Genomic DNA, 22270 nt, shown 5'->3' with positions numbered 1-22270 from the left:
TGCGTTGCTATTGCTTGAGAGCGGAGATCAGGGCGTCGACGTTGCCGGCGCGGAATAACGGCCCTTCGGCGGCAGCGACCTGCGCCAGAATGCTCTTCAACTGATCATCGGGCAGATTCGCCGACCACCAGACCGGCCCGCCAATCCAGCGCGGGAAGCCGTAGCCGTGCACCATGGCGACATCGATGTCGGACGGCCGCTGGGCCACGCCTTCCGCGAACAGGAGGGCTGCTTCATTGACCATGGCTCCGAGGCAGCGTGCGCGAATCTCTTCGTCTCCGATAACCCGTGGCGTGATGCCTGCAGCCTGGCGCGATGCCGTGATGAAGACTTCGACGGCGAGATCGGCTTGAGCCTTCCCTGACGAATAGTCGTAGTAACCGGCGCCCGTCTTGCGTCCGAGACGTCCTGCCTCGCAGAGGCGGTCGGGAATATCGACATAGCGCGCCGAGGGGTCACGCGTTGCGGCCAGCGCCTTGCGCATCCGCCACGCAATATCGAGGCCCGAAAGATCGGCCACAGCAAAGGGGCCCATGGCCAAGCCGAAACCGGTCATCGCACGGTCGACGGCTTCGGGCGTCGCGCCGTCCTGAATCAGGAACTCCGCGTGACGGCGGTAGGCGGCGTAGATGCGGTTGCCGATGAAGCCATAGGCGTTCTTCGCCACCACCGGCTGCTTGCCGAGCCGCTTCGCCACCGAAAGGGCGGTCGCCATCGTCTCATCGCTGGTGGCGGAGGCGCGGACGATCTCCAGAAGCTTCATTACATGGGCGGGCGAGAAGAAATGCAGTCCCAGCAACCGCTCGGGATGCGGGAAACCTTCTGCCATCGCGTCGATATCGAGATAGGAGGTGTTGGTCGCGACGACGGCCTCGTGGCTGACGATAGAGCCGAGGCGCGCGAGCAGATCGCGTTTGACGGCCATGTCCTCGAACACCGCCTCGATGACCAGGTCGACGTCCTTGGCAGCATCCAAAGAAGCGATTGCGGTCAGGGCGTTTGCCTGCGCCTGCTTTGCGGCTTCGGAAATGCGGCCGCGCTTGAAGTCCTCTTCGCGCAAGCCGGCGATGCGCGCTTCTCCAGCGGCGAGTGACGGCTCATCCCTTTCGATCAGGATGACCTGATATCCGGAGGATAGAAACGCATGCGCGATGCCGGCACCCATCGTGCCGGCGCCGATCACGGCAACGCGCGAAATTTTCGAGCCGACCGCAACAGTATCCAACCGCGCCGCGTCGCGCTCGGCAAAGAAGAGATGGCGATAGGCGAAAGCCTCGGGCGAGACGCGGATCGCCTGGAACACGGCGCGTTCCTCAGCCAGGGCCTCGCGGAACGGCTTTTCGGAAGCGCTGAGGATTAGTTGTGCCGCCTGTTGCGCGGCGGGTCGGCCTTTTGCGCGGGCGATGGCCTTGTCGCACACCGCTTTCGCTTCAGTGGGATCGAAAGCCGGAACCGGCATGTCGGCAATGCGGCGCTTGCCGCCAAGCCGGCGAAGCGCGGATATCGTGTCTTCCAGCAGATCGCCAGTGCTCACCGCATCGATCATGCCGAGCGACTGCGCCTCCGGGGCGGAAACCCGCCGGGCGGAAAGGGTGAGCTCGATGGCGGCCGGCACGCCCGTCAGGCGCGGCAGCCGTTGCGTGCCACCGGCGCCGGGGACGAGCCCAAGACTGACTTCGGGAAGTCCGACAATCGCCTTCTCGTCGGCCACACGCAGGTCGCACCCGAGCGCGAGTTCGTATCCGCCGCCGAGGGCAGCGCCGCGAATGGCTGCGGCGACAGGTATGGACAGCGATTCGATGGCGTCGATCACCGCCGGCAGTTGCGGATCGGCGAGCGGCTGGCCGAACTCGCGAATGTCCGACCCCGCGATGAAGGTCTTGCCGGCGCCGATGAGGATCACGCCTGAAATGGCGGTGTCGGCGGCAATCTCGGCGAGCGCCGCCACGAGACCGGAGCGCACGGCATGCGAACCGGCATTGACCGGCGGGTTGTCTATGGTGACAACCGCTATATCCGCATGTCTGGCCCAACCGATCACGATAATTCTCTTGTTATGCTAAAAAGCTAGTTTTATATATTTTATCGATGTTCCGCCTGTCAATCGCTGGGCGGAATGGCTTTGCAGAGGAACAGCCATGACCGACGACGCCGACACCGACGACCTGCGAATCCTGCCGACCCGCGACGGGCAGGTCGGCTACAGGGTCGGCGGCGAGGGGCCGCTGGTGCTGTTGATCGCGTCCACTGGCCGCTGCTGCGCGGAACTGTGGCCATTGGCCAAAGCCCTGCAAGGGCATGGTTTTCGCGTCGCCCGCGTCGAACCCCGCGGCATTCTGCCGTCCCGCGGACCCATGCAGGACGTGAGCTTCCACGACTTCGCCGCGGATTTCGCGACCGTGCTTTCCGCCGAACTCGGAGAGGGCGAACGCGCCATCGTGGCCGGCCATGCCTATGGCACCTGGGTTGCCCGCACTGTTGCTGCAGACCATCCCAATCTCGTTGCCGGCGTCGTCCTGCTTGCGTCGGGCGCAAAGCAATGGCCGCAGCATCTGAGCGCCGCCATCACCGCCATCAACGCGGCGGAGACCTCGGACGCCGAGCGCCTTGCCGCCTTGCGCCTGGGCTTCTTCGCCGAAGGCAACGATGCCGGCGAGTGGCTCACCGGCTGGCATCCTGAAGTGGTGGCCAGTCAGCGCGCCGCCCGCGCGCTTACGCAGCAAGCGGACTGGTGGGGAACCGGCGCTGCGCCCATCCTTGACCTGATGGGTGGCGCTGACCCGTTCCGGCCGGCCGGCAGCGAGGACGAGCTTGTTCGCGAGTTCGGAGACCGGGTAACGGCAGAAGCCATTCCCAATGCCAGCCATGCGATGCCGGCCGAAAAGCCGCGCGAAGCCGCCGCGGCGATCGCGCGCTGGTGGGGCGGTCTCCAGTCTTAGGGCTGACATCGCCGCCGCGCCGTTCAGCTGACTTCCAGCCATGTCCGGCGCACCGCGTCGTCGGCCTGGAAGTCGGCAACGCTGCCGGAAAACACGATCTCGCCACGTCCCATCACAAAGACACGGTCGGTCAGGCGCATGACCATTGCCAGCTTCTGCTCGAGCAGCAGCAGGGCCAGTCCGCGCCGCTTCATTTCGAGAATGACTTCGGCGAGCGCTTCCACCACCTTCGGCGCAAGCCCTTCCGTCGGCTCGTCGATGAGCATCACGTCGGGATTGGTCAGCAAGGTGCGGAACAAGGTGAGCATCTGCTGCTCGCCGCCGGAGAGGAAGCCAGCCTTGATATGCCGCCGCTCGCGCAGGCGCGGAAAGACGTCGAGCAGTTCGTCCACGGTCCAGGCGGCGCGGCCAGCCTTTGCCGGCTGAATGCCGATCTTGAAATTTTCCTCGACGGAGAGGTTCTTGAACACCTGCCGGTCTTCCGGGACGTAGCCGATACCGGCACGCGAAATCTCATGCGCCGGCAAGCCTGCGAGTTCCTTGCCCTTCAGCGTTACCTGGCCTCTCATCGGCGGCAGCAGGCCCATCACCGCCTTGCAGGTCGAAGAGCGCCCCGAGCCGTTGCGACCCAGGATCGTGGCGATCGAGCCGCCGGGGACGGAAAGCGTCACCCCGTTCAGAACCTTGATATTGCCGTAGGCGGCATGCAAATCCGTAACATTCAGCATCAGTGCTCTCCGTCACCGAGATAGGCTTCACGCACGCGAGCGTCGGAGCGGATTTCAGCAGGCGTGCCCGTGACCAGGATGCGGCCATTGACCAGAACAGAAACACGGTCGGCCAGGTTGAAGACGACATCCATGTCATGCTCGACCATCACCAATGTGCGGCCTTCGGTAATCTTGCGGATGAAGGTGATGATGTGAGCGGTTTCCTCGCGCGACATGCCTGCGGTCGGCTCGTCGAGCAGGATAACCTCGGCACCGGTGCCGACGGTCATGCAAATCTCCACGGCCCGCTGTTCGGAATATGCCAGGTCGCCGGCGTTGGTTTCCGACTGCGGCGACAGATTGGCGCCGGCGATCAGCGCGTCCGTCTCGCGATCGATCTCGTCCCATACAGCTCCGCGGCGCAGGAAGCTCCAGCGCTTGCCGAAGCGGCCCATGACTGCGAGCCGGATGTTCTCGCGTACGGTCAGCTTGTCGAACACATGGGTGATCTGGAACGAGCGGCCGAGGCCGGCACGGTTGAGCTTGTGCGGAACCAGCCCGGCAACAGAGGCGCCATTTAGCTGGATGCTGCCGGAGGTTGGCGCGAAAGCTCCCGAGATCAGGTTGAACAGGGTTGATTTGCCCGCGCCGTTCGGCCCGATCAGCGCATGACGCTCGCCCTTGGCGATGTCGAGGTCGATCGCCTCGAGCACGCGAACCATGGCGAAGCTCTTCTGGACGGACGAAAGGCTGAGTGTGGTCGCGCTCATTTTCCTGCCTCCGCTTTTGTGGTGACGAGATCGAGAAGCCGGGGGCGTCTAAGATGCGGTTGGGCAACAACGATTGCGATGCCGGTGGCAAGAGACAGGAGGCCTATGAGCCAGGGCAGCGGCGAAAGCGGATTGAAATCGTAGCCAAGCAGCCTGACCGGCGGCCATACGCCCTTCGCAGACGCGATGCCGGCGCGATACTGCTCCGAGCAGATCGTTCCCGTGATCTCGATCAGGAATATCAGGCCCAGGAAGGTGAGGGCGAAAGCAACGATTCCTATCAGGTCGCCTGTGCCGAAAGCTGCCTTCTCACCGGCTTTCACGGCACGCGCGCGCTGTGCGATCGCGCCGCCGATGCCCTGCGGCGCGTACATCACCGTCACCACGAAGGCGATGCCGAGATAGAGCATCCAGAAATGGGAAAGGTTTGCGCCGAAATAGGCGAAGCTGGTGGTGAGTGCAGCACCAATGACCGGGCCGAGGAATACACCGGCACCGCCGATCACCGTGTTAAGCACCACGAAGGCCGATCCGGAACCCTGGAACAGCACCATAGAGGCGGATTCGTCTGAGATCGCCAGAAGGCCGCCAGCAAGCCCGGAAACGGCTGCGGAAATGGCAAAGACGAGCGTTTTCACGCGATGGGTATCGTAACCCAGAAAGCGGACGCGCAGCTCACGCTCGCGGATGCCGCGCACCACCAGTCCGAAAGGACTGCGCTGCAGGCCGAACAGGAAGGCCATGACCAGAAGCATCCAGACAAGCGTCAGCCAGTAGACGGAGGTCGTGGACTGGAAGCTGAACGGTCCCCAGTCGGTGCGGATCGAGCGAATGCCGGCTTCGCCGCCGAACAGTCCTTCCCACTTCAGCGCGATGGCCGAGACGAGTTCGGCGAGCGCCACCGTGATCATCGCGAAATAGACGCCTGAGCGGATCGTGGCGAACCAGCCCGCGACAAGTCCGAAGGCGAACCCGGCGCCTGCGCCCACCAGTGGCAACAGCGGCGTGGGGAACCAGCCACCACGATCGATGGCATTCATCATGTAGATCGTCGCAAAGGTGCCGATGCCGTAATAGGCGGCATGGCCGAAGGACGGCAGGCCGGCCTGGCCCCAGAGCAGGTTGAAGCCGAGCGCGAAAATTGCAGCGATCATGATCTTGATCACCAGGTTCATGGTGCCGAGATCGCCGAAGATAGGCAGCGCCAGCAGGGCCGCAGCCGCAATGGCGGCGCCGATGTAAGGAACGGTTTTCATCGATCAGGCCCTTTCGTCGCCGGCGATACCCTGGGGACGGAACATCAGCACAAGAAGCATGAGCAGGAACGGCAGCACGCCTGCGGCGCTGGACAGCGGCACATCAAGTGTCGACTGCGCGACTTCGTCGGAGACGAGGCCGACAGCGGAGAGAATTTGCCCGAAAGTGACGTCGACATAGACGATGGCGCTGACCAGAATGCCGATGAGCAGGGAAGCGATCAGTGCGCCACCGAGCGAGCCCAGCCCACCGACGACGACGACGACAAAGACGATCACGCCCAGTTCCGTCGCCATGTTGGGATTTGTCGTGTAGTAGGCGCCGCCCATGGCGCCGGCGAGGCCCGCCAGTCCGGCGCCGACGGCGAACATGGCCGAGAAGATGACGGATACGTTGTACCCCAGCGCCTGCACCATCGTCGGATTGAGCACGGCTGCACGCACCACCAGGCCGATCCGGGTGAAACGGAGCAGGCAGAAGATGGCGGCGAACATGACGATGGCAGTCAGGCCGATCAGGACGCGGAAGAACGGATAGGACACTTCGCCGATATGGAAGGCGGTGAAACGCAGCGACTCGGGCACGGAATAGGCCACTGCATAGGGTCCAAAGAACAGCTTGACGACTTCCTCGAAGGCAAAGAACAGGCCGAAAGTGAGCAGCAGCTCCTGGACGTGGCCGAAACGCCTGACATGACGAAGCAGGTAACGTTCACAGACGAAGCCGATCAGCGCGACGCCGAGCGTGCCGAAGACCACACCGCCCCAGAAGCCGAACATATGGATGGCCGTGAACGCCAGATAGGCGCCGAGCATGTAGAAGGAGGCATGGGCGAAGTTCAGAATACCCATCATACCGAAGATGAGCGTCAGGCCCGAGCTGATCATGAAGAGCAGGAGCCCGTAGATCAGCCCGTTCAGCAGGGCCACGAGGAGCGTTTCCATGGATGTCGTCCGGGTGAAATAAGAGGGGCTTAGGCCCCGCATGGGTGCCTATAGCGCAAAGCGGACGGGAGCGAGAGCTCCCATCCGCAGGTTCTACGATGGATCAGGGCCGCTTCATCTTGCACTCGGCGCTGACCGGAACCGAGGTTTCCTCGGCACTGAGCACCTTGACCGGCTTGAAGCCCATATCCGTCCCGTCGATCTTGTCCTTGGCATCCTTGGACACCATGGAAATGACCAGCGGCAGCTGGACCTGATGGTCGTCCGCGCGCATCGAGAGCGTGCCGAGCGGCCAGTCGACCTTTACGGTTTCAAGCGACTTGACCAGATCGTTGACAGCGACCTTGTCCGCCTTCGGAAGTGCTGCGACGGCTGCGCCCAGCATGTTCAGCGTCAGGACGCTGTTGTTCATGAAGGCGACCGGATCGCGGCCGGCTGCGGCATTGAAGGCCGCACGGTATTTTTCGCCAGCCTCACCGCCCGCTTCGGCGTTGAAGATCTGGGCGTCGTAATTGTGAAGGGCTGCTTCGCCCGCCGCTGCAAGATTGCCCGGCTCGTCGAGGAACATGCCGGCAAAGCGTGCCTTCAGACCCGACGATGATGCCGCCTGGAGAATAAGCTGGAGATCGCTGCCGCTGCTGGCGGTGAAGATGGTGTTGGGAGCCTCGGAGCGGGCCTTCTCGATGAAGGGCGAGAAGTCCTTGATCTTGAAGACGTCGTGTCGCGTGGTGCCTGCCACCTTGTAGCCGTAGGTCTCGGCATTGTGGGTGGTGGCGGCTTCCATCTCGCGGCCCATCGTGTAGTCGGGCTGGAGCGAGTAGACCTTTTCACCCAGCGAGCCGTCCTCTTTCATGACTTTCGCCAGCGCATTCTGGCGGATGAAGGGCGTGGTGGTGAAATGGAAGGAGTAGAAGCTGCAATCGGCCCCGATGAAGTTGGAACCTTCGGCGCCAACGATCAGAAGCATTGCCGGGTCGTCGGCGTTGCGCTGGTTCCAGCGCTGGATGTCGGCAAGGTTCTGCGCCGCAAGGGGCGAGGTGCCGGCGCCGACGAAAACGCGTGCGCCATCTGCAATAGCCTGCTTGAACCGGTCCGCCGCACCTTGCGTGGTTCCGGAATCGTCGTAAACGGTGATGTCGATCTTGTTCCCGGTTTCGCCGGCAGCTTCGTTGAACGGCTGCTGCACGAAATTGATCGTGGGATCGTACATGGCGCCGATAAAGGCCAGCGGCCCGGTCTTCGGCGTCAGAAAGGCTATTTTCACAGGCTCAGCAGCAGCCGTGCCGATGCCTAGAGCAAGGGCAGATGCCGCCGCGGAGATCGCGAGGCGCAAGGATTTCATTGGTGATTCCTCCACTGGGTCAAACAAGCCAGGCCGGCTGCGCCGCTGTTTCAGCCGGCAACTACCATCAGCGTGTCCTCAACTTTGCCGACCGGTCTAAGCTCGGCGGCAAGCTATGCAGAGGGGGGCTATATGTCAATAGACTATCTTTTAGGTGTAATCAGGCTAGTTTTGTCAAAACGACCGGATTTGACCTGGTAGACGGATCGCTATTTGGGGTTGCCCAGCACGGTCAGATAACCCTTCTCGATAGGCTGCGTGAAAAGAACCTGCGGGTTGCTGTCCAGCCTGGTGCCGGTTTCCACAATGACATAGCCGCTTGGATGCCTGCCAAGCCAGTCATCCGCACTGCCTTGAGCTAAAATCTCGAAAGGCTTTTCCATTCGCGCCAGGAACGTCAGTTCTCCCTGATAGCGGCCAGCGAATGCCCACTCTGCGCTCCAGTGTTCTGCGACGTAAGCGGCCAGGGGCTTCAGGTCGTATCGCTCAAACACCGTGAATGCAGCGATTGCTTGTCCGACGCCGACCAAGGCGAGCATGATGACGGCGCCGGTGCGAATGGTCGCGAGCCGGACTGTCGACATGAAATATCCGAACAGGAGGATGAGTGGCGGCAGGATCGGCACCAGATAATGCGGCTGCTTGCCCGATATGAGGCTGAAGACGACCAGCACGGCGAGGCACCAGAGGGCCAGAAAACGCAGGATGCGACGGTCCTGCGGTTCGGCTGTGTGTTGCCAGGGCTTGGATCGCCAGAGATCAACCGACAGGATCCACGGCAGGAGGGCGACCGGCAGCAGCAGGAGATAGAAATAGACGGGACGCGCGTGAGCGCCTTCCATCGAGCCCGAGACGCGGCCGGCAGCCTGCCGCCAGACGAGATTGTAAGCGAAATCCACGCCGGTCTGGTAGAAGGCCGGCCCGAGCCAGGCGATGACCGGGAAGAAGGCGACGAGGAGTGCCAGTGCGATGCCGGAAAAGAATTTTCGCGTCGGCAGGTCAGAGGAGGAGTTTCGCCAGAGCGGATACATCAGGATCGGGCTGGCGACATGAATGAGCACCACCGGCCCCTTGCTCAGCACGCCGAGGCCGATGAACAGCCCGGCGAGAACTGCGTAGCGCAGGCCGCGACCTCTTGCGAAGGCCAGAAGGGCGAGCATGAAAGCGAGGACGAAAAGAGTCAGCAGCAGGTCGAACAGGATCAGGCTGGAATAGATCACGAAAATCGTGCTCCCCAGCATCAGCCACGGCGTTCGTTCCGCTATGCCCTGGGTATTGGGGAACAGCGCTTTTGCCAGTCGCTGCGTCAGGTAGATGACCAGCGAGGAAATGACGAAGATGACGCCGACTGCCGCGAGCCGGCTGACGCCGAAGACGCCCCAGGCAAGGTCGATCAGCCAGAACAGCAGCGGTGGCTTCTGGAAATAGGGCTCGAAATTCATCGTTGGAACGAAGAAGCTCTGCTTTAGGAACATTTCCCACGAGACCGTCAGGTATCGCGTCTCATCCACCGGCAGCAGCGGGCGCGCGGCGATGGAGACAGCGAAGAAGACGGCAAGCAGCAGATAGGGCAGCGCGCGATCGAGCGGCTTCGAGATCGTCATGAAGCTGTGCCGCTCTAGCCGGCCGAAGGTTCGGCAGTTTCGATCTGTGCCGGGCGCCGGCTCAACATGATATTGCGGGCGTAGATCAGCAGGCCGGTGCCCTGTCCGATGATGAAGACGATGTCGTGCTGATGCACCGCATAGGTGAGAAGCGTTATCCCGCCCAGGATGCTGAAATACCAGAACGCCTGCGGCAGGACGCTGCGGCGTTTGAATTCGGATGCGATCCACTGGACCAGAAAGCGCATGAAGAACAGCGCTTGGCCCACAAGTCCGATGCCTAGCCAGATCGTCGATGTTGTCATTGCGGTTCTGCCTTGCTGATTTCCTGAGGCCTGTAGTCTGTGGGCAATCTGCGGTGGATCAGCCACGCTGCGCCCATGAGATCGACGGCGCCGACGAGGGCACGGTTCCAGAAGCCGTATTTCGAGCGGCCATGAATGCGTGCGCGATGCGAAACCTGGACATGGGCAAGCTCGACGCCGTTGCGAAGCAGCATGGCTGGAAGGAACCGGTGCATGTGGTCGAAATAGGGGAGCGCCAGAAAGTCTTCGCGGCGGATCATTTTCAGGCTGCAGCCGGTGTCGCGCGTTCCATCGCTGAGTACCTTTGCGCGCAATTTGTTGGCGAGCACGGAGGATATGCGCCGCAGCCCGCTGTCGTTGCGTATGGCGCGTTGCCCGAGAACGGCGATCTTTGCGCCAGGCGCGGCCTTCTCGCGATAGCGGCCGATCAGCAGGGCAATGTCCGCCGGGTCGTTCTGCAAGTCGCCATCCATGAAAACCAGGAGTTGCTGCGTTGCCGCGCGGGCGCCGGACTGGAACGCTGCGGACTGGCCAAGCGGCCGGTCATGGTGGACGACGCGAAGCATCGGAACCTCGGCCATCAGCGCGCGCAGGCACTTGAGCGTGTCGTCCGTGCTGCCGTCATCGACATAGACGATTTCACGGATCGGGCTGAAAGCTGACGCCATCCCGATTTCGGTTATGAGCGCGTGGATGTTTTCGGCCTCGTTCAGGACAGGCACAACAACGGAAATCAAGCGGCTAGTCCTCGAACTGGGTCCATTATGATGAGCGGCATTTGAATGTGCCCTGCGATACGACGTCGGCGATGCTGGTGCAGGAACCCTGCGCTGCCAGATGGATGTGGCCTGCTCCGAATGAAAGCAGCAGAAGTCCGAGGGCCAGGACGATCGGGCCGAACAGCAGCAAGACCCTGATGAGGTGGGCCTTTCGCCGGGCATATGACGCTTTCGGATCAGCCATGGCTTCCGTCGCTCGTCTTGTTGATCGGCTTGAGGGTCCTGGGATTGAAATAGGCTTCGAAAGCCTTGCCTTTTTCGTCGACGCCGAAGGCTTCGTAGCAGCCATCGGCCGCCTTGATCGCCCGGATATGCCATCCGCCGGCTTCTAGTTTGGACCGCAGCGCTTCGCGCGGCTGCCAGTCGGCGACAGGCACGTCGCATCTCTCGCCGGCATATGCCGCGACGGTCGCCAGGTTGACGATAAGGCCTGAAATCACGAGGCTCTTCAAAGCTGTCCCATTGAACAATTTCCCGGCTGTCCCTTGGCAGCCGAAGCTGACAGCAACCTGAAAGCAGGCAAAAAATACGGGTGGTTCAACGCTGCGCCGGTTTAATCGTATAAGGGATGACGTGCGTTCACCCGGACCGAAGCCATTCGCATGCGCATACTGCTTATCGAAGACGACAAGGCCATAGGCGGTGCGGTCCGTGACCACGCCGTTGCAGACAGCCACGCGGTGGACTGGGCAACCACGCTTGCAGCGGCGCGCGATCATGCGCGGGCGACGAGCTACGGCCTTATGCTGCTCGATCTCCAGCTGCCGGATGGCGACGGGGTCTCGTTTCTGCGGGACCTGCGCAGAGACGGCGACATTACGCCCGTTATCGTCCTGACGGCGCGCGACCAGATATCCAGCCGTATCGACGGGCTCAATGCAGGTGCCGACGACTATCTCGTCAAGCCGTTCGATCTTGGCGAACTCGCGGCCCGCATTCATGCGGTTGCCCGGCGCTACGGGCAAAGCCCCGAGCCAGCCCTGACCTTCGGCGCACTGCAGATAGCGCCTGCCGAAAGGCGGATCGCACGGGATGGCGAGGCGATGGATCTGACCGCGCGGGAGTGGTCGGTGCTGGACAGCCTTCTGAGCCGAAAGGGTTCGATCGTCTCCAAGGCGCAGATCGAGGATGCGCTCTATGCATTTGGGGCCGAAATTGAGAGCAATGCGGTCGAGGTCTATATCAGCCGCCTGCGCAAGAAGCTCGGCGCCGAATGCATCGTCACCGTGCGCGGCGTCGGCTACAGGTTTTCGGTGTCATGACCCGCCGGCTCATGCTCTGGCTGACGGGCGCCACGATCCTGTTCTGGTTCGCGGCGGCGGGCTTTGGCGCGCTAGTGATGCGCGAGGAATTCGACGAGGTCTTCGACAGCGCGCTTCAGGAGACCGCGCAGCGCCTTTTACCGCTCGTCGTCAACGATGTCTTCCAGCGCGAGCAATCCACCGATCCGTTTCGGATGAACGACAGCGGCACTGAACACGCGGAATATCTGACCTACCAGCTTCGCGACAAGGATGGCCGTGTGCTTCTGCATTCGCACGACGCGCTGCCGGAGCCGCTTGCTGCGCCGTTGAAGCGCGGCTTCTATGACACGCCGACACATCGCATCTATACCGAGGTAGCGGTCAGCGGCACGCTGTTCCTGCAGGTCGCCGATCCTCTGGCGCAGCGTCGCGAAGCGATGCTGGAGGGCGCTCTGACGCTTTTCCTTCCGCTGCTGGCGCTGGTGCCGTTGAGCATGGCTGCGGTCTGGCTTGTCGTGCGTCGCTCCCTGGCGCCGATCCGAACGTTGCGCGATGAAATCGGCGCTCGGGATGGCGGCAATCTATCGCCTGTGGGAACCGTGGGCCTGCCTGCGGAACTGAATACGATCGCCACGTCCGTCGACCGGCTTCTGGAGCGGTTGCGCACATCGCTCGATGCGGAGCGCGAGTTTGCCGCCAACAGCGCGCATGAACTGCGCACGCCGATCGCCGGAGCGCTGGCCCAGACCCAGAGACTGATCGCCGAACTTCCCGAGGGGGCGGCTCGCAAGCGTGCGCGCAACATCGAGAAGGCGCTCGAAAGCCTGGCGCATCTGGCCGAAAAGCTGCTTCAGCTGTCTCGCGCGGAGTCGGGCATCGGCGTTTCGGATCGCTCGGTCGATCTGGTTCCCGTCGTGCGCCTTCTCACCGAGGAATTCGAACGAAAACCCGACAATGCCGGGCGCCTGACGCTGGATGTCGAGACGGGCACCAGCCTGACGCGAAAGGTCGACATCGATGCCTTCGCCATCGCTCTGCGCAACCTGATCGAGAACGCCTTGGTCCACGGGTCGACGGACAGTCCGGTCAAGGTCGTCGCCGGCAAGAACGGCTCCATCACCGTTTCCAACGGCGGGGCGGTGATACCGCCGAGCGAACTTGCTCAACTCTCGACCCGGTTCAAGCGAGGCAAGACGGAAGCCGAAGGTTCCGGCCTCGGTCTGGCAATTGCTGCGACGCTGGTGCGGCGGATGGGCGGAACGCTGGAATTCCGGTCGCCGGCCAGCGATCGGGAAGATGGTTTCGAGGCGGCGATACGTTTTTAGGGGATGCACAACTCGGAGCGATAGGCAGAGCTCGGTTCGGGTCGAGCGGCCGTGCGTTATTCCCGTTTGGAACAACGCTCTCGCCGGCGAAATAATCTCTCTTACAGCCGGTAATAGCTCGTGAGGGCGGTTTACTTTCGGTATCGATTCATTGTTATATCCGCGTGGATATATCGATGGGGTGACCGTTCGACCATCCGCGATATGACAGAATTCAAATCCGAACCGGGAGTAGATATCATGTTCACACGCAGACGTTTTGGATTGGCGCTTGCCATCAGCGGCCTTGCCGCCGTGTTCTTTGCGGCAGCACCTGCCGCGCAAGCTGCGGACAACGTTACGGTTTTCGCCGCGGCGAGCCTCAAGAACGCGCTCGACAACATCAACACCGCCTGGCAGGCCGATGCCGGCAAGCAGGCGACCATTTCCTATGCGTCGAGCTCGGCGCTGGCCAAGCAGATCGAGGAAGGCGCGCCGGCTGACGTGTTCATCTCGGCCGACCTGGACTGGATGAAATATCTCTCCGACAAGAAGCTCATCAAAGCCGACACCGAGCTGAAACTGCTTGGCAATCGCATCGTGCTGGTTGCGCCGAAGGACGCGACGACCGAAGCGACCATCGCTCCGGATTTCGATCTCGCCGCACTGCTCGGCGACGGCAAGCTCGCCATGGGCGACGTGAAGGCCGTTCCCGCCGGTAAATACGGCAAGGCCGCACTTGAAAAGCTTGGCGTCTGGGCCTCGGTCGAAGGCAAAGTCGCGCAGGCGGAAAATGTGCGCGCAGCCCTCAAGCTGGTCTCGACGGGCGAGGCCGCTCTCGGCATCGTCTATGCAACGGACGCCGTTGCGGAGCCGGACGTGAAGGTCGTCGGCACTTTCCCGGAAGACTCGCACGCGCCGATCGTCTATCCCGTTGGACTGACAGCGGAATCGAAGAATGCAGACGCCGAGGGCTTCGTGAAATATCTCCAGTCGGCCAAGGCCAAGGAGATGTTCGAGGCGCAGGGCTTTACCTTCCTCGCGCCTGTCGCATCGAACTAAAGGACTTTTCGTAAAGCATGGAATGGCTGGACCTCAGTCCTGAAGAGTGGAATGCGGTCCGGCTTTCCATAAAGGTTGCCACCTGGGCCATGGTGGCAAGCCTGCCACCCGGAATCCTGATCGCGCTGCTTCTGGCGCGCGGAAAGTTCTGGGGCAAGTCTGTCCTCAACGGCATCGTGCATCTGCCGTTGATAATGCCGCCCGTGGTCACCGGCTATTTGCTGCTTTTGACCTTCGGACGGCGCGGCCCGGTTGGCGCCTTTCTGGCCGAACATTTCGGCATCGTCTTTTCCTTTCGCTGGACGGGTGCAGCACTTGCCTGCGGGGTCATGGGCTTTCCGCTGATGGTCCGCGCCATCCGGCTGTCGATTGAAGCCATCGACCGTCGGCTCGAGGCGGCGGCGGGCACGCTTGGCGCCAATCCGGCGTGGGTGTTCCTGACGATCACCCTGCCGCTGACGCTGCCGGGCGTCATTGCCGGCATGATCCTCTCCTTCGCCAAGGCGATGGGCGAGTTCGGTGCGACGATCACCTTCGTCTCCAACATTCCCGGCGAGACGCAAACGCTGCCTTCCGCCATCTATACCTTCACGCAGGTGCCGGGGGGCGATGCCGGCGCGCTGCGCCTGACGCTGGTTTCCATAGTGATTTCCATGGCAGCACTTATAGCCTCAGAGGCACTGTCGCGCAGGCTTGGCCGCAGGATGGATCTCGAATGACGGTCGCGGTCGACATCAGGAATCGCCTTGGCGATTTCTCGCTGGAAGCGCGCTTCGAAAGCGCGGGGCGGCTGACGGCATTGTTCGGGCCGTCGGGCTCGGGCAAGACCTCGCTTGTGAACCTGATCGGCGGACTTTTGCGTCCCGACGAGGGTCGTATTGCGGCTGAGGGCCGCGTTTTCGTCGATACGCAGGCGGGTGTGTTCGTGCCCAAGCACAAGCGGCGCATCGGCTATGTATTCCAGGAGCCCCGGCTTTTCCCGCATCTCAATGTGCGCAGCAACTTGTCCTACGGCCGCTGGTTCACGCCGAAGGGTGAGCGGCATGATGATATGGGCCGCGTGGTGGAACTGCTCGGCATCGGGCATCTGCTCGACCGGCGCCCGAGCCATCTCTCTGGGGGCGAGAAGCAGCGCGTTGCAATCGGCCGGGCGCTGCTGGCAAGCCCCAAGCTGCTGTTGATGGATGAGCCGCTGGCCGCACTCGACGATGCGCGCAAGGCCGAGATCATGCCTTATATCGAACGGCTGCGCGACGAGACGAAAACGCCGATCGTCTATGTCACCCACTCGATTGCCGAGGTGGCGCGGCTGGCGAGCGATGTCGTCGTCATGGCAGGCGGCAAGGTGGCGGCATCGGGCCCTGCGGCCGAGATCATGCAGCGGCTCGACCTTCTGTCCGAAGAGGAGATCGGCGAGGGCGGTTCCGTGGTCGACATGACTGTCTCTGCCCATGATGAAAGCTTCGGCATGTCGGTTTTGCAGTCGGCTGCTGGCGAGATTCGCGTTTCCGGGCTCGGGACGCCCGTCGGTGCATCGGTTCGCGTTCGGATAAGGGCGCGCGACGTGATCATCGCGACCGAGCGGCCTCGGGGCTTGAGCGCGCTCAACATCCTGTCGGGCAAGATCGCCAGCATAAGCTCGGGCAACGGCACGCTGGCGGATGTGCTGATTGATTGCAGCGGCCAGACCATTCTGGCGCGCATCACCCGGCAGTCGTGTCACGCTCTTGCGCTTGAGGCTGGCAAGCCGGTCTTTGCCGTGGTGAAGACCGTCAGTTTCGACAGGGCCAATACGATGTCCGGCGTCAAGCCGGTGTGAATTATGGGAATCGGCTATGTTCGCAATGACATAGCGACACGGGCAGGCTAGAACACTGCAAATGACGGCGCGCCAAGCGCGTGAGCATCAGGAACGACGACCATGCCATCGCTCAGCCTGCGTATAAATCTTGACCCCGACGGCCGCATCGGACCGGGCAAGATCGAATTGCTGGAACAGATCGCCGCCTTCGGATCGATCTCGGCGGCCGCACGCGGCATGAAGATGTCCTACAAGCACGCCTGGGATCTGGTCGAGGAGATGAACAAGCTGTTCGGCAAGCCGGTCGTTTCCGCGCAGACCGGTGGAAAACGTGGCGGCGGGGCGCAATTGACGCCGGTCGGGCTGGCGGTGGTGAGCCGGTTCCGTGCCATCGAGCGCGCCGCTACGGCCGCTGCCCAGCAACACATGGTTGCGCTGCAAGCTGAAATCGAGGCTGGCTGAAGCGGCGATCGCCGGCCCTTGTTTGGGTGGGACGATACTGCTTCGCATCTGCCGGCACCTTCCCCCGTCCTCTACGGACTGAGGGACATATTATGGCTCAAATATGCAGCGCGTGGCCGAGCGCCTTGAGTGCTGCTTCCTGAAAACCTTCGCCTTGCGTCGGGTGCGCGTGGATGGTGCCGGCGATATCTTCCAGCCGCGCACCCATCTCGATCGCCAGCCCGAAAGCAGTGGAAAGCTCGGACACGCCGTGGCCGACAGCCTGGATGCCGAGCACCAGATGATTGTCGGCGCGCGCCACCACGCGGACGAAACCTTCCTCGCCGAGCATGGTCATGGCGCGGCCATTGGCGGCGAAGGGAAACTGGCCGATCTTGATCTCGCGGCCCTGGGCCCGCGCTTCGTCCGGCGACAGGCCGGCGGTGACGATTTCCGGGTCGGTGAAGCAGACGGCGGGAATGCAGCGCTTGTCCCATGTGCGCTTGTTGCCGGCAACGATCTCGGCCACCATTTCGCCCTGCGCCATGGCCCGGTGCGCCAGCATCGGCTCGCCGGTGACGTCGCCGATGGCATAGACGCCGCGCATCGAAGTGCGGCACTGGTCGTCTATGCGCAGGAACTTGCCGGCACGGTCGAGATCGATTTCTTCCAGCCCCCAGCCGTCCATGACCGGTTTGCGACCGACGGTGACGAGTATCTTGTCCGCGGGCAGTTTTTGCTCCTCGCCGCCTGAAGCCTCGATGACCAGGGCATCGCCTTTCGATGAAAGGCCTTTGGCCTTCGCACCTGTCAGCACGGTGACGCCGAGTTCGCCGAGCCGCTTGGAAACAGGCCGCGTCAACTCGGAATCATATTGCGGCAGGATGCGGGCTTCGGCCTCGACCACCGTGACCTTCGAGCCGAGCTTGGCAAACGCCATGCCGAGTTCCAGCCCGATATAGCCGCCGCCGACCACGACGAGCTTTTCCGGTAGCTTAGTCAAGGCGAGCGCATCAGTGGAGGAAATGACCGGGCCGCCGAAGGGCAGGAATGGCAGTTCGACCGGGGCCGAACCCGTCGCGATCACCACCGTTTCGGCGCGAATGATCTGCGTGCCGGTTTCGGTCTCGACCTCAACCGTCTTGCCGTCGCGGAATTTCGCGCGGCCATGTACGATCTTGACCTTGGCCTTTTTCAACAGGCCCGTGACGCCGCTGTTGAGGCGGCCGACGATACCGTTCTTCCAGGCGATGGTCTTGGCGAGGTCGAGCTTCGGCGCCTCGACCGTGATGCCGAGCGGGCTTTTGGCACCCGCCATATGCGAGACCTTCTCGAATACCTCGGCGGCGTGGATGAGCGCCTTGGACGGGATGCAGCCGACATTGAGGCAGGTGCCGCCGGGCTTTTCCGCTTCGACGATGACCGTATCGACGCCGAGCTGGCCGGCGCGGATGGCGCAGACATAGCCGCCCGGACCCGCGCCGATGACCAGAAGCTTGCAGGAAATGTCTTTCATCAGCTCAGCTTTCGATAAAGATCATGGCAGGCGTCTCCAGCAGCGTCTTAATGCGCTGGATGAAGACGGCGGCGTCCCAGCCGTCGACGACGCGATGGTCGAAGCTGGATGAAAGGTTCATCATCTTGCGCGGCAGGAACTGCGTGCCGTCCCACATCGGGCGGACCATGATCTTGTTGACGCCGACGATCGCCACTTCCGGATGGTTGATGACGGGCGTGGTGGCAATGCCGCCCATCGCGCCGAGCGAAGTGATGGTGATGGTCGAGCCGGAAAGCTCCTCGCGTGTTGCCGTACCGGTTTTGGCGGCGTCGGCAAGGCGGTTGACCTCCGCGCCGCAATCCCAGATGTCGCGCGCTTCGGCATGGCGCACCACCGGCACCATCAGGCCGCCGGGCGTCTGGGCCGCGATGCCGATGTGGACGCCGCCATATTGGTGCACGATGCCAGCCTCATCGTCGAAGATCGCGTTGACATTGGGCTGGTCGGCGATGGCCTTGACCATCGCCCGCATCAGGAAGGGCAGCAGCGTCAGCTTGGGCTGGTCGGGGCGCTTGGCCTTGTTGAGGGCGGCGCGTAGGTCTTCCAGCGCGGTAACGTCGATCTCCTCGACGTAGGTGATGTGCGGGATGCGCGATTTCGCAACCGACATCTTCTCCGCGATTTTTCTGCGCAGGCCGACGATCTTGATGTCCTCGACGGCGGTGTTTTGAGCGAGGCCGCGTGTGGTGGCAGGCGCGGTTTGCGGGCCGCGGGCGATGAAGGCGTCGATATCCTCGTGACTGATGCGCCCAGCCGGGCCGGTGCCGGATATCTGGCGCAGGTCGAGCCCGGCTTCCTTGGCGCGCAGCCGGACGGCAGGCGAGGCGACCGGCCTTTCGCCTTCGGCGCGGGGAGCGCCGGTTGAGGTCGGCTTACCCCCACCCCTGGCCCCTCCCCACAAGGGGGAGGGGGATTGCGTTGCGCCCGTCGATTGGGGCGCGGTTTTAACCCGAGCCGTTTCAACCGGCGCTGCAACCGGTTCCCCTCCCCCTTGTGGGGAGGGGTTAGGGGTGGGGGTGCGTGGTGTCTCTGCCTGAGGTTCTGATGGTGCATCTGCACCGCCCTCGACCTTCAGCCGGATCAGCGGCGAGCCGACGGCAACGACATCACCGATTTCAGCACCCAGCCAGATGATCTCGCCATCGACAGGCGAGGGGATTTCGACGGTGGCCTTGTCGGTCATGACGGCGGCGAGCAGCGTATCCTCGCGCACGAGGTCGCCGATCTTGACGTGCCATTCGACAAGCTCGGCCTCGGCCACGCCTTCGCCGACATCGGGAAGCTTGATGACATGTTCACCCATGATCAGGCCTCCATGGTTTCGCGAAGGGCCTGCCCGAGACGGGCGGGACCGGGGAAATAGTCCCATTCCTGCGCATGCGGGTAGGGCGTATCCCAGCCGGTGACGCGGGCAACGGGCGCTTCGAGATGATAGAAACAATGCTGCTGGACGAGGGCTGCCAGTTCCGCGCCGAAGCCGGAGGTCAGCGTCGCCTCATGCACGACGACGCAGCGGCCGGTCTTCTTCACCGAGGCGACAATCGTGTCGAGGTCGAGTGGCAAGAGCGTGCGCAGGTCGATGATCTCGGCATCGATGCCGGTCTCTTCCGCTGCGGCCTCGGCGACATAGACCATGGTGCCGTAGGCGAGGATCGTAACCGCCGTGCCTTCGCGGCGGATCGACGCCTTGCCCAGTGGCACGGTGAAATGGCCTTCCGGCACTTCGCCGAGCGGGTGTTTTGACCAGGGCGTCACCGGGCGCTCGTGATGGCCGTCGAACGGGCCGTTGTAGAGGCGCTTGGGCTCCAGGAAAATCACCGGGTCGGGGTCTTCGATGGAAGCGATGAGCAATCCCTTGGCATCATGCGGGTTTGACGGCACCACGACCTTCAAGCCGGAGACGTGCGTGAAAAGCGCTTCCGGGCTCTGGCTGTGGGTCTGGCCGCCGAAAATGCCGCCGCCGGTGGGCATGCGGATGACGATGGGGCAGGTGAACTCGCCGTTGGAGCGGTAGCGCAGGCGCGCCGCCTCCGAGACGATCTGGTCATAGGCCGGATAGACGTAATCTGCGAACTGAACTTCCACGCAGGGCTTCAGGCCGTAGGCGGCCATGCCGATGGCAGCGCCGACGATGCCGAGTTCGCTGATTGGCGCATCGAAGCAGCGGGTGCGGCCGTATTTCTGCTGGAGGCCTTGGGTGCAGCGGAAGACGCCGCCGAAATAGCCGACATCCTCGCCGAAGACGACGACATCGTCGTCCTTGTCCATCGATACGTCCATGGCGCCGCGGATCGCCTCGATCATGGTCATTCTGGGCATGATCAGACCCCCGCCTGCTGGCGCTGACGCCTGAGATGCGGCGGCATCTCGGCATAGACGCCTTCGAACATGTCACGCGTGGAGGGCTTGCCGCCGGCATGCAGCGTGCCGTGGCTTTCGGCTTCCTTCTGGGCAGTGATGACAGTGTCGAGGATTTCGGCCTCGGCCTGCTTGTGGCGCTCGTCGGACCATACTCCGCGCAGGATGAGATGGTTCTTCAGCCTTATCACCGGGTCGCCGAGCGGCCATGCGTCGGACTCGGTTTTGGGCCGGTAGGCGGAAGGATCGTCCGAGGTCGAATGCGCGCCGACGCGGTAGGTTACATATTCGACAAGCGTCGGCCCGAGATTCCGGCGGGCGCGTTCGGTCGCCCATTTGGCCACCGCATGAACGGCGAGATAGTCGTTGCCGTCGACGCGCAGGGCCGGAATGCCGAAGCCGAGGCCGCGCGCAGCAAAGGTGCCGGAGCCGCCGCGGGCGATGCCCTGGAAGGTCGAGATCGCCCACTGATTGTTGACGATGTTGAGCACGACCGGGGCCTTATAGGTCGAGGCAAAGACGAGGGCGGCGTGGAAGTCGCTTTCGGCGGTCGCGCCGTCGCCGACCCAGGCGGCGGCAATCTTGGTGTCGTTCTTGATGGCCGAGGCCATCGCCCAACCGACAGCCTGGATATATTGCGTCGTCAGATTGCCGGAGATCGAGAAGAAGCCATGCTCCTTCGACGCATACATGACCGGCAGTTGCCGGCCCTTCAGCGGGTCGTGTTCATTGGAATAGATCTGGTTCATCATCTCGACCATGGGATAGCCGCCGGCGATCAGCAGGCCGGCCTGGCGGTAGGTCGGGAAATTCATGTCGCCCTGGTTAAGCGCCTTGCGGAAGGCGCAGCTCACCGCTTCCTCGCCCATGTGCTGCATGTAGAAGGAGGTCTTGCCCTGCCGTTGCGCCATCTGCATGCGGGTGTCGAAGGCGCGCAGCGTCATCATGTGGCGCAGGCCCTCGGCAAGCTCCTCGTCGGTCAGCGTGCCGGCCCACGGTCCTACGGCCTCGCCTTCGCGGTTGAGCACGCGGATGATCGAATAGGCGAGGTCGCGGATCGATTTCGGATCGGCATCCACCTCAGGGCGCGGCACCGAGCCGGCCTTGGGTATCGGCACGTTGGAGAAGTCTGGCGTGCCGCCGGGGCGTACCTCCGGCTCGGGCACATGCAGGCTAAGCGGGCTGCCTTCGGTCATGCCTTGTTCCTCCCGGCTTCAATCCGAAGCCAATTACATTCGGTAGCCATGGTCAAGTTCGCGAACATGCCTGGCTCGGTTGCGTCATAGCGGCAGCGCCGTCGTCGACTTGATCTCGGAAAGCGAGACGATGGAGTTCACTTCCTGGATGCCGGGCAGGCTGCTGAGTTTTTCGAAGAAGAAAGATTGATAGGCGTCGTTGTCGGCGGCGACGACGCGGATCAGGAAGTCGAACGTGCCCATCAGCACGTGGCATTCCAATACCTCGTCATAGGAGCGGATGGCATTGGCGAAATCCTCGAGATTTTGCCGGCCGTGCATGGTCAGCTTCACCAGCGCGAAGATCTGCGCGTTCAGCCCGACCTTGCGGCGATCGATGATGGCGACCTGCCGGGTAATATAGCCCTCGTCCTTCAGCCGCTGGATGCGCCGCCAGCACGGCGACTGTGACATGCCGACCATGTCGGCGATCTCGGCCGTGGAACGCGAAGCATCATCCTGCATCAGCAGCAGGATGCGACGGTCGAGCGGGTCGAGATCGTTCGGCATAGATCAACCGTATGTCGAGGCTTGTTGAGCATTATTAATGTCACAATTTTTGATAATAGCAATATATTAGGCAGAAAATTTCCTAACTGCGCAGCTACTATTCTCCT

General features: G+C 62.7%; 23 protein-coding genes. 7 read left to right on the top strand and 16 right to left on the bottom strand.

Translation table 11 applies throughout. From position 1 onward, the window contains the following. Positions 1 to 7: 7 nt before the first annotated feature. Entirely contained in the window at positions 8 to 2041 is a 2034-nt protein-coding gene (locus BM413_RS10440) for a 3-hydroxyacyl-CoA dehydrogenase NAD-binding domain-containing protein (protein WP_244537831.1), read from the bottom strand. Between the two features lie 97 nt (positions 2042 to 2138). Here BM413_RS10440 and BM413_RS10435 point away from each other — a divergent pair, with 97 nt between their 5' ends. After that, a complete protein-coding gene (locus tag BM413_RS10435; RefSeq protein WP_091913046.1) occupies positions 2139 to 2939 on the top strand; it encodes an alpha/beta fold hydrolase in 801 nt (266 codons plus the stop codon). Positions 2940 to 2962: 23 nt separating this feature from the next. Here the strand turns inward: BM413_RS10435 and BM413_RS10430 are convergent, their stop codons facing one another. From BM413_RS10430 to BM413_RS33570, 10 genes are all read right to left on the bottom strand, one after another. Then, complete coding sequence (locus BM413_RS10430; RefSeq protein WP_091913044.1) at positions 2963 to 3667, bottom strand: ABC transporter ATP-binding protein; 705 nt, start codon at positions 3665 to 3667, stop codon at positions 2963 to 2965. Continuing rightward, positions 3667 to 4419, bottom strand: coding sequence for an ABC transporter ATP-binding protein (locus BM413_RS10425; RefSeq protein ID WP_091913042.1), 753 nt, complete (start codon positions 4417 to 4419; stop codon positions 3667 to 3669). The genes BM413_RS10430 and BM413_RS10425 overlap by 1 nt, the downstream gene beginning before the upstream one ends. Beyond that, a complete protein-coding gene (locus BM413_RS10420) occupies positions 4416 to 5675 on the bottom strand; it encodes a branched-chain amino acid ABC transporter permease (protein ID WP_091913040.1) in 1260 nt (419 codons plus the stop codon). The genes BM413_RS10425 and BM413_RS10420 overlap by 4 nt, the downstream gene beginning before the upstream one ends. A gap of 3 nt (positions 5676 to 5678) precedes the next feature. After that, entirely contained in the window at positions 5679 to 6620 is a 942-nt protein-coding gene (locus BM413_RS10415) for a branched-chain amino acid ABC transporter permease (protein ID WP_091913038.1), read from the bottom strand. A gap of 103 nt (positions 6621 to 6723) precedes the next feature. Further along, the gene (locus BM413_RS10410; RefSeq protein WP_091913036.1) at positions 6724 to 7962 is read right to left on the bottom strand and encodes a branched-chain amino acid ABC transporter substrate-binding protein; all 1239 of its coding nucleotides are present in this window, start codon (positions 7960 to 7962) and stop codon (positions 6724 to 6726) included. A gap of 209 nt (positions 7963 to 8171) precedes the next feature. Beyond that, on the bottom strand, positions 8172 to 9566 hold the full coding sequence (locus tag BM413_RS10405) for an ArnT family glycosyltransferase (RefSeq protein ID WP_091913035.1): 1395 nt from the start codon (positions 9564 to 9566) through the stop codon (positions 8172 to 8174). A 14-nt stretch (positions 9567 to 9580) separates the two neighbouring features. After that, the gene (locus BM413_RS10400) at positions 9581 to 9871 is read right to left on the bottom strand and encodes a lipid-A-disaccharide synthase N-terminal domain-containing protein (RefSeq protein WP_091913034.1); all 291 of its coding nucleotides are present in this window, start codon (positions 9869 to 9871) and stop codon (positions 9581 to 9583) included. Next, complete coding sequence (locus BM413_RS10395; protein ID WP_244537830.1) at positions 9868 to 10608, bottom strand: glycosyltransferase family 2 protein; 741 nt, start codon at positions 10606 to 10608, stop codon at positions 9868 to 9870. Before BM413_RS10395 ends, BM413_RS10400 begins: the two co-directional genes overlap by 4 nt. Before the next feature lie 25 nt (positions 10609 to 10633). After that, the gene (locus BM413_RS33575; protein WP_244537829.1) at positions 10634 to 10834 is read right to left on the bottom strand and encodes a hypothetical protein; all 201 of its coding nucleotides are present in this window, start codon (positions 10832 to 10834) and stop codon (positions 10634 to 10636) included. Continuing rightward, positions 10827 to 11090, bottom strand: a complete 264-nt coding sequence (locus BM413_RS33570) for a PepSY domain-containing protein (protein ID WP_348272898.1) — start codon at positions 11088 to 11090, stop codon at positions 10827 to 10829. The genes BM413_RS33575 and BM413_RS33570 overlap by 8 nt, the downstream gene beginning before the upstream one ends. A gap of 162 nt (positions 11091 to 11252) precedes the next feature. On the opposite strand from BM413_RS33570, the gene BM413_RS10385 reads away from it, so the two are divergent. The 6 genes from BM413_RS10385 (at position 11253) to BM413_RS10360 (ending at position 16523) form a co-directional block, all read left to right on the top strand. Next, positions 11253 to 11912 (top strand): response regulator transcription factor, encoded by a 660-nt coding sequence (locus BM413_RS10385; RefSeq protein WP_091913031.1) that lies wholly within the window; start codon positions 11253 to 11255, stop codon positions 11910 to 11912. Further along, positions 11909 to 13219, top strand: a complete 1311-nt coding sequence (locus tag BM413_RS10380) for a sensor histidine kinase (protein WP_091913029.1) — start codon at positions 11909 to 11911, stop codon at positions 13217 to 13219. The genes BM413_RS10385 and BM413_RS10380 overlap by 4 nt, the downstream gene beginning before the upstream one ends. Positions 13220 to 13459: 240 nt before the next feature. Beyond that, entirely contained in the window at positions 13460 to 14260 is an 801-nt protein-coding gene (gene modA, locus BM413_RS10375) for a molybdate ABC transporter substrate-binding protein (protein ID WP_091913027.1), read from the top strand. 17 nt (positions 14261 to 14277) lie between these two features. After that, entirely contained in the window at positions 14278 to 14979 is a 702-nt protein-coding gene (gene modB, locus BM413_RS10370) for a molybdate ABC transporter permease subunit (RefSeq protein WP_091913025.1), read from the top strand. Continuing rightward, a complete protein-coding gene (gene modC / locus BM413_RS10365; RefSeq protein WP_091913023.1) occupies positions 14976 to 16079 on the top strand; it encodes a molybdenum ABC transporter ATP-binding protein in 1104 nt (367 codons plus the stop codon). The genes modB and modC overlap by 4 nt, the downstream gene beginning before the upstream one ends. 102 nt (positions 16080 to 16181) lie before the next feature. Then, entirely contained in the window at positions 16182 to 16523 is a 342-nt protein-coding gene (locus tag BM413_RS10360; protein ID WP_091913021.1) for a winged helix-turn-helix domain-containing protein, read from the top strand. Between the two features lie 97 nt (positions 16524 to 16620). On the opposite strand, the gene lpdA is transcribed toward BM413_RS10360, so the two are convergent. From lpdA to BM413_RS10335, 5 genes are all read right to left on the bottom strand, one after another. Beyond that, positions 16621 to 18018, bottom strand: coding sequence for a dihydrolipoyl dehydrogenase (gene lpdA / locus BM413_RS10355; RefSeq protein WP_091913019.1), 1398 nt, complete (start codon positions 18016 to 18018; stop codon positions 16621 to 16623). Positions 18019 to 18022: 4 nt separating this feature from the next. Continuing rightward, positions 18023 to 19363 (bottom strand): dihydrolipoamide acetyltransferase family protein, encoded by a 1341-nt coding sequence (locus tag BM413_RS10350; protein WP_091913017.1) that lies wholly within the window; start codon positions 19361 to 19363, stop codon positions 18023 to 18025. Positions 19364 to 19365: 2 nt separating this feature from the next. Next, positions 19366 to 20379 carry an alpha-ketoacid dehydrogenase subunit beta gene (locus BM413_RS10345; protein WP_091913015.1) on the bottom strand — a complete coding sequence of 338 codons (1014 nt, stop codon included), beginning with the start codon at positions 20377 to 20379 and terminating at the stop codon, positions 19366 to 19368. A 2-nt stretch (positions 20380 to 20381) separates the two neighbouring features. Continuing rightward, positions 20382 to 21614, bottom strand: coding sequence for a 3-methyl-2-oxobutanoate dehydrogenase (2-methylpropanoyl-transferring) subunit alpha (locus tag BM413_RS10340; RefSeq protein WP_091913013.1), 1233 nt, complete (start codon positions 21612 to 21614; stop codon positions 20382 to 20384). Positions 21615 to 21698: 84 nt separating this feature from the next. Further along, complete coding sequence (locus BM413_RS10335; protein WP_091913012.1) at positions 21699 to 22163, bottom strand: Lrp/AsnC family transcriptional regulator; 465 nt, start codon at positions 22161 to 22163, stop codon at positions 21699 to 21701. Positions 22164 to 22270 lie beyond the last annotated feature (107 nt).

It is taken from the genome of Mesorhizobium sp. YR577, assembly GCF_900116595.1.
GTDB lineage: Bacteria > Pseudomonadota > Alphaproteobacteria > Rhizobiales > Rhizobiaceae > Mesorhizobium_M.
Note: the sequence above shows the minus strand (reverse complement) of the source record. Positions and strands in the feature narration are given on the sequence as shown.

Excerpts from the sequence above, each read along its gene's own strand:
- BM413_RS10340 (WP_091913013.1), bottom strand. The coding sequence starts at position 21,614 with ATGACCGAAGGCAGCCCGCTTAGCCTGCATGTGCCCGAGCCGGAGGTA.
- BM413_RS10410 (WP_091913036.1), bottom strand. The coding sequence starts at position 7,962 with ATGAAATCCTTGCGCCTCGCGATCTCCGCGGCGGCATCTGCCCTTGCT.
- BM413_RS10385 (WP_091913031.1), top strand. The coding sequence starts at position 11,253 with ATGCGCATACTGCTTATCGAAGACGACAAGGCCATAGGCGGTGCGGTC.
- modC (WP_091913023.1), top strand. The coding sequence starts at position 14,976 with ATGACGGTCGCGGTCGACATCAGGAATCGCCTTGGCGATTTCTCGCTG.
- BM413_RS33575 (WP_244537829.1), bottom strand. The coding sequence starts at position 10,834 with ATGGCTGATCCGAAAGCGTCATATGCCCGGCGAAAGGCCCACCTCATC.
- BM413_RS10405 (WP_091913035.1), bottom strand. The coding sequence starts at position 9,566 with ATGACGATCTCGAAGCCGCTCGATCGCGCGCTGCCCTATCTGCTGCTT.
- BM413_RS10435 (WP_091913046.1), top strand. The coding sequence starts at position 2,139 with ATGACCGACGACGCCGACACCGACGACCTGCGAATCCTGCCGACCCGC.
- BM413_RS10425 (WP_091913042.1), bottom strand. The coding sequence starts at position 4,419 with ATGAGCGCGACCACACTCAGCCTTTCGTCCGTCCAGAAGAGCTTCGCC.
- BM413_RS10360 (WP_091913021.1), top strand. The coding sequence starts at position 16,182 with ATGCCATCGCTCAGCCTGCGTATAAATCTTGACCCCGACGGCCGCATC.
- BM413_RS10415 (WP_091913038.1), bottom strand. The coding sequence starts at position 6,620 with ATGGAAACGCTCCTCGTGGCCCTGCTGAACGGGCTGATCTACGGGCTC.
- BM413_RS10350 (WP_091913017.1), bottom strand. The coding sequence starts at position 19,363 with ATGGGTGAACATGTCATCAAGCTTCCCGATGTCGGCGAAGGCGTGGCC.
- lpdA (WP_091913019.1), bottom strand. The coding sequence starts at position 18,018 with ATGAAAGACATTTCCTGCAAGCTTCTGGTCATCGGCGCGGGTCCGGGC.
- BM413_RS10400 (WP_091913034.1), bottom strand. The coding sequence starts at position 9,871 with ATGACAACATCGACGATCTGGCTAGGCATCGGACTTGTGGGCCAAGCG.
- modB (WP_091913025.1), top strand. The coding sequence starts at position 14,278 with ATGGAATGGCTGGACCTCAGTCCTGAAGAGTGGAATGCGGTCCGGCTT.
- BM413_RS10420 (WP_091913040.1), bottom strand. The coding sequence starts at position 5,675 with ATGAAAACCGTTCCTTACATCGGCGCCGCCATTGCGGCTGCGGCCCTG.
- BM413_RS10335 (WP_091913012.1), bottom strand. The coding sequence starts at position 22,163 with ATGCCGAACGATCTCGACCCGCTCGACCGTCGCATCCTGCTGCTGATG.
- modA (WP_091913027.1), top strand. The coding sequence starts at position 13,460 with ATGTTCACACGCAGACGTTTTGGATTGGCGCTTGCCATCAGCGGCCTT.
- BM413_RS10380 (WP_091913029.1), top strand. The coding sequence starts at position 11,909 with ATGACCCGCCGGCTCATGCTCTGGCTGACGGGCGCCACGATCCTGTTC.
- BM413_RS10345 (WP_091913015.1), bottom strand. The coding sequence starts at position 20,379 with ATGCCCAGAATGACCATGATCGAGGCGATCCGCGGCGCCATGGACGTA.
- BM413_RS10430 (WP_091913044.1), bottom strand. The coding sequence starts at position 3,667 with ATGCTGAATGTTACGGATTTGCATGCCGCCTACGGCAATATCAAGGTT.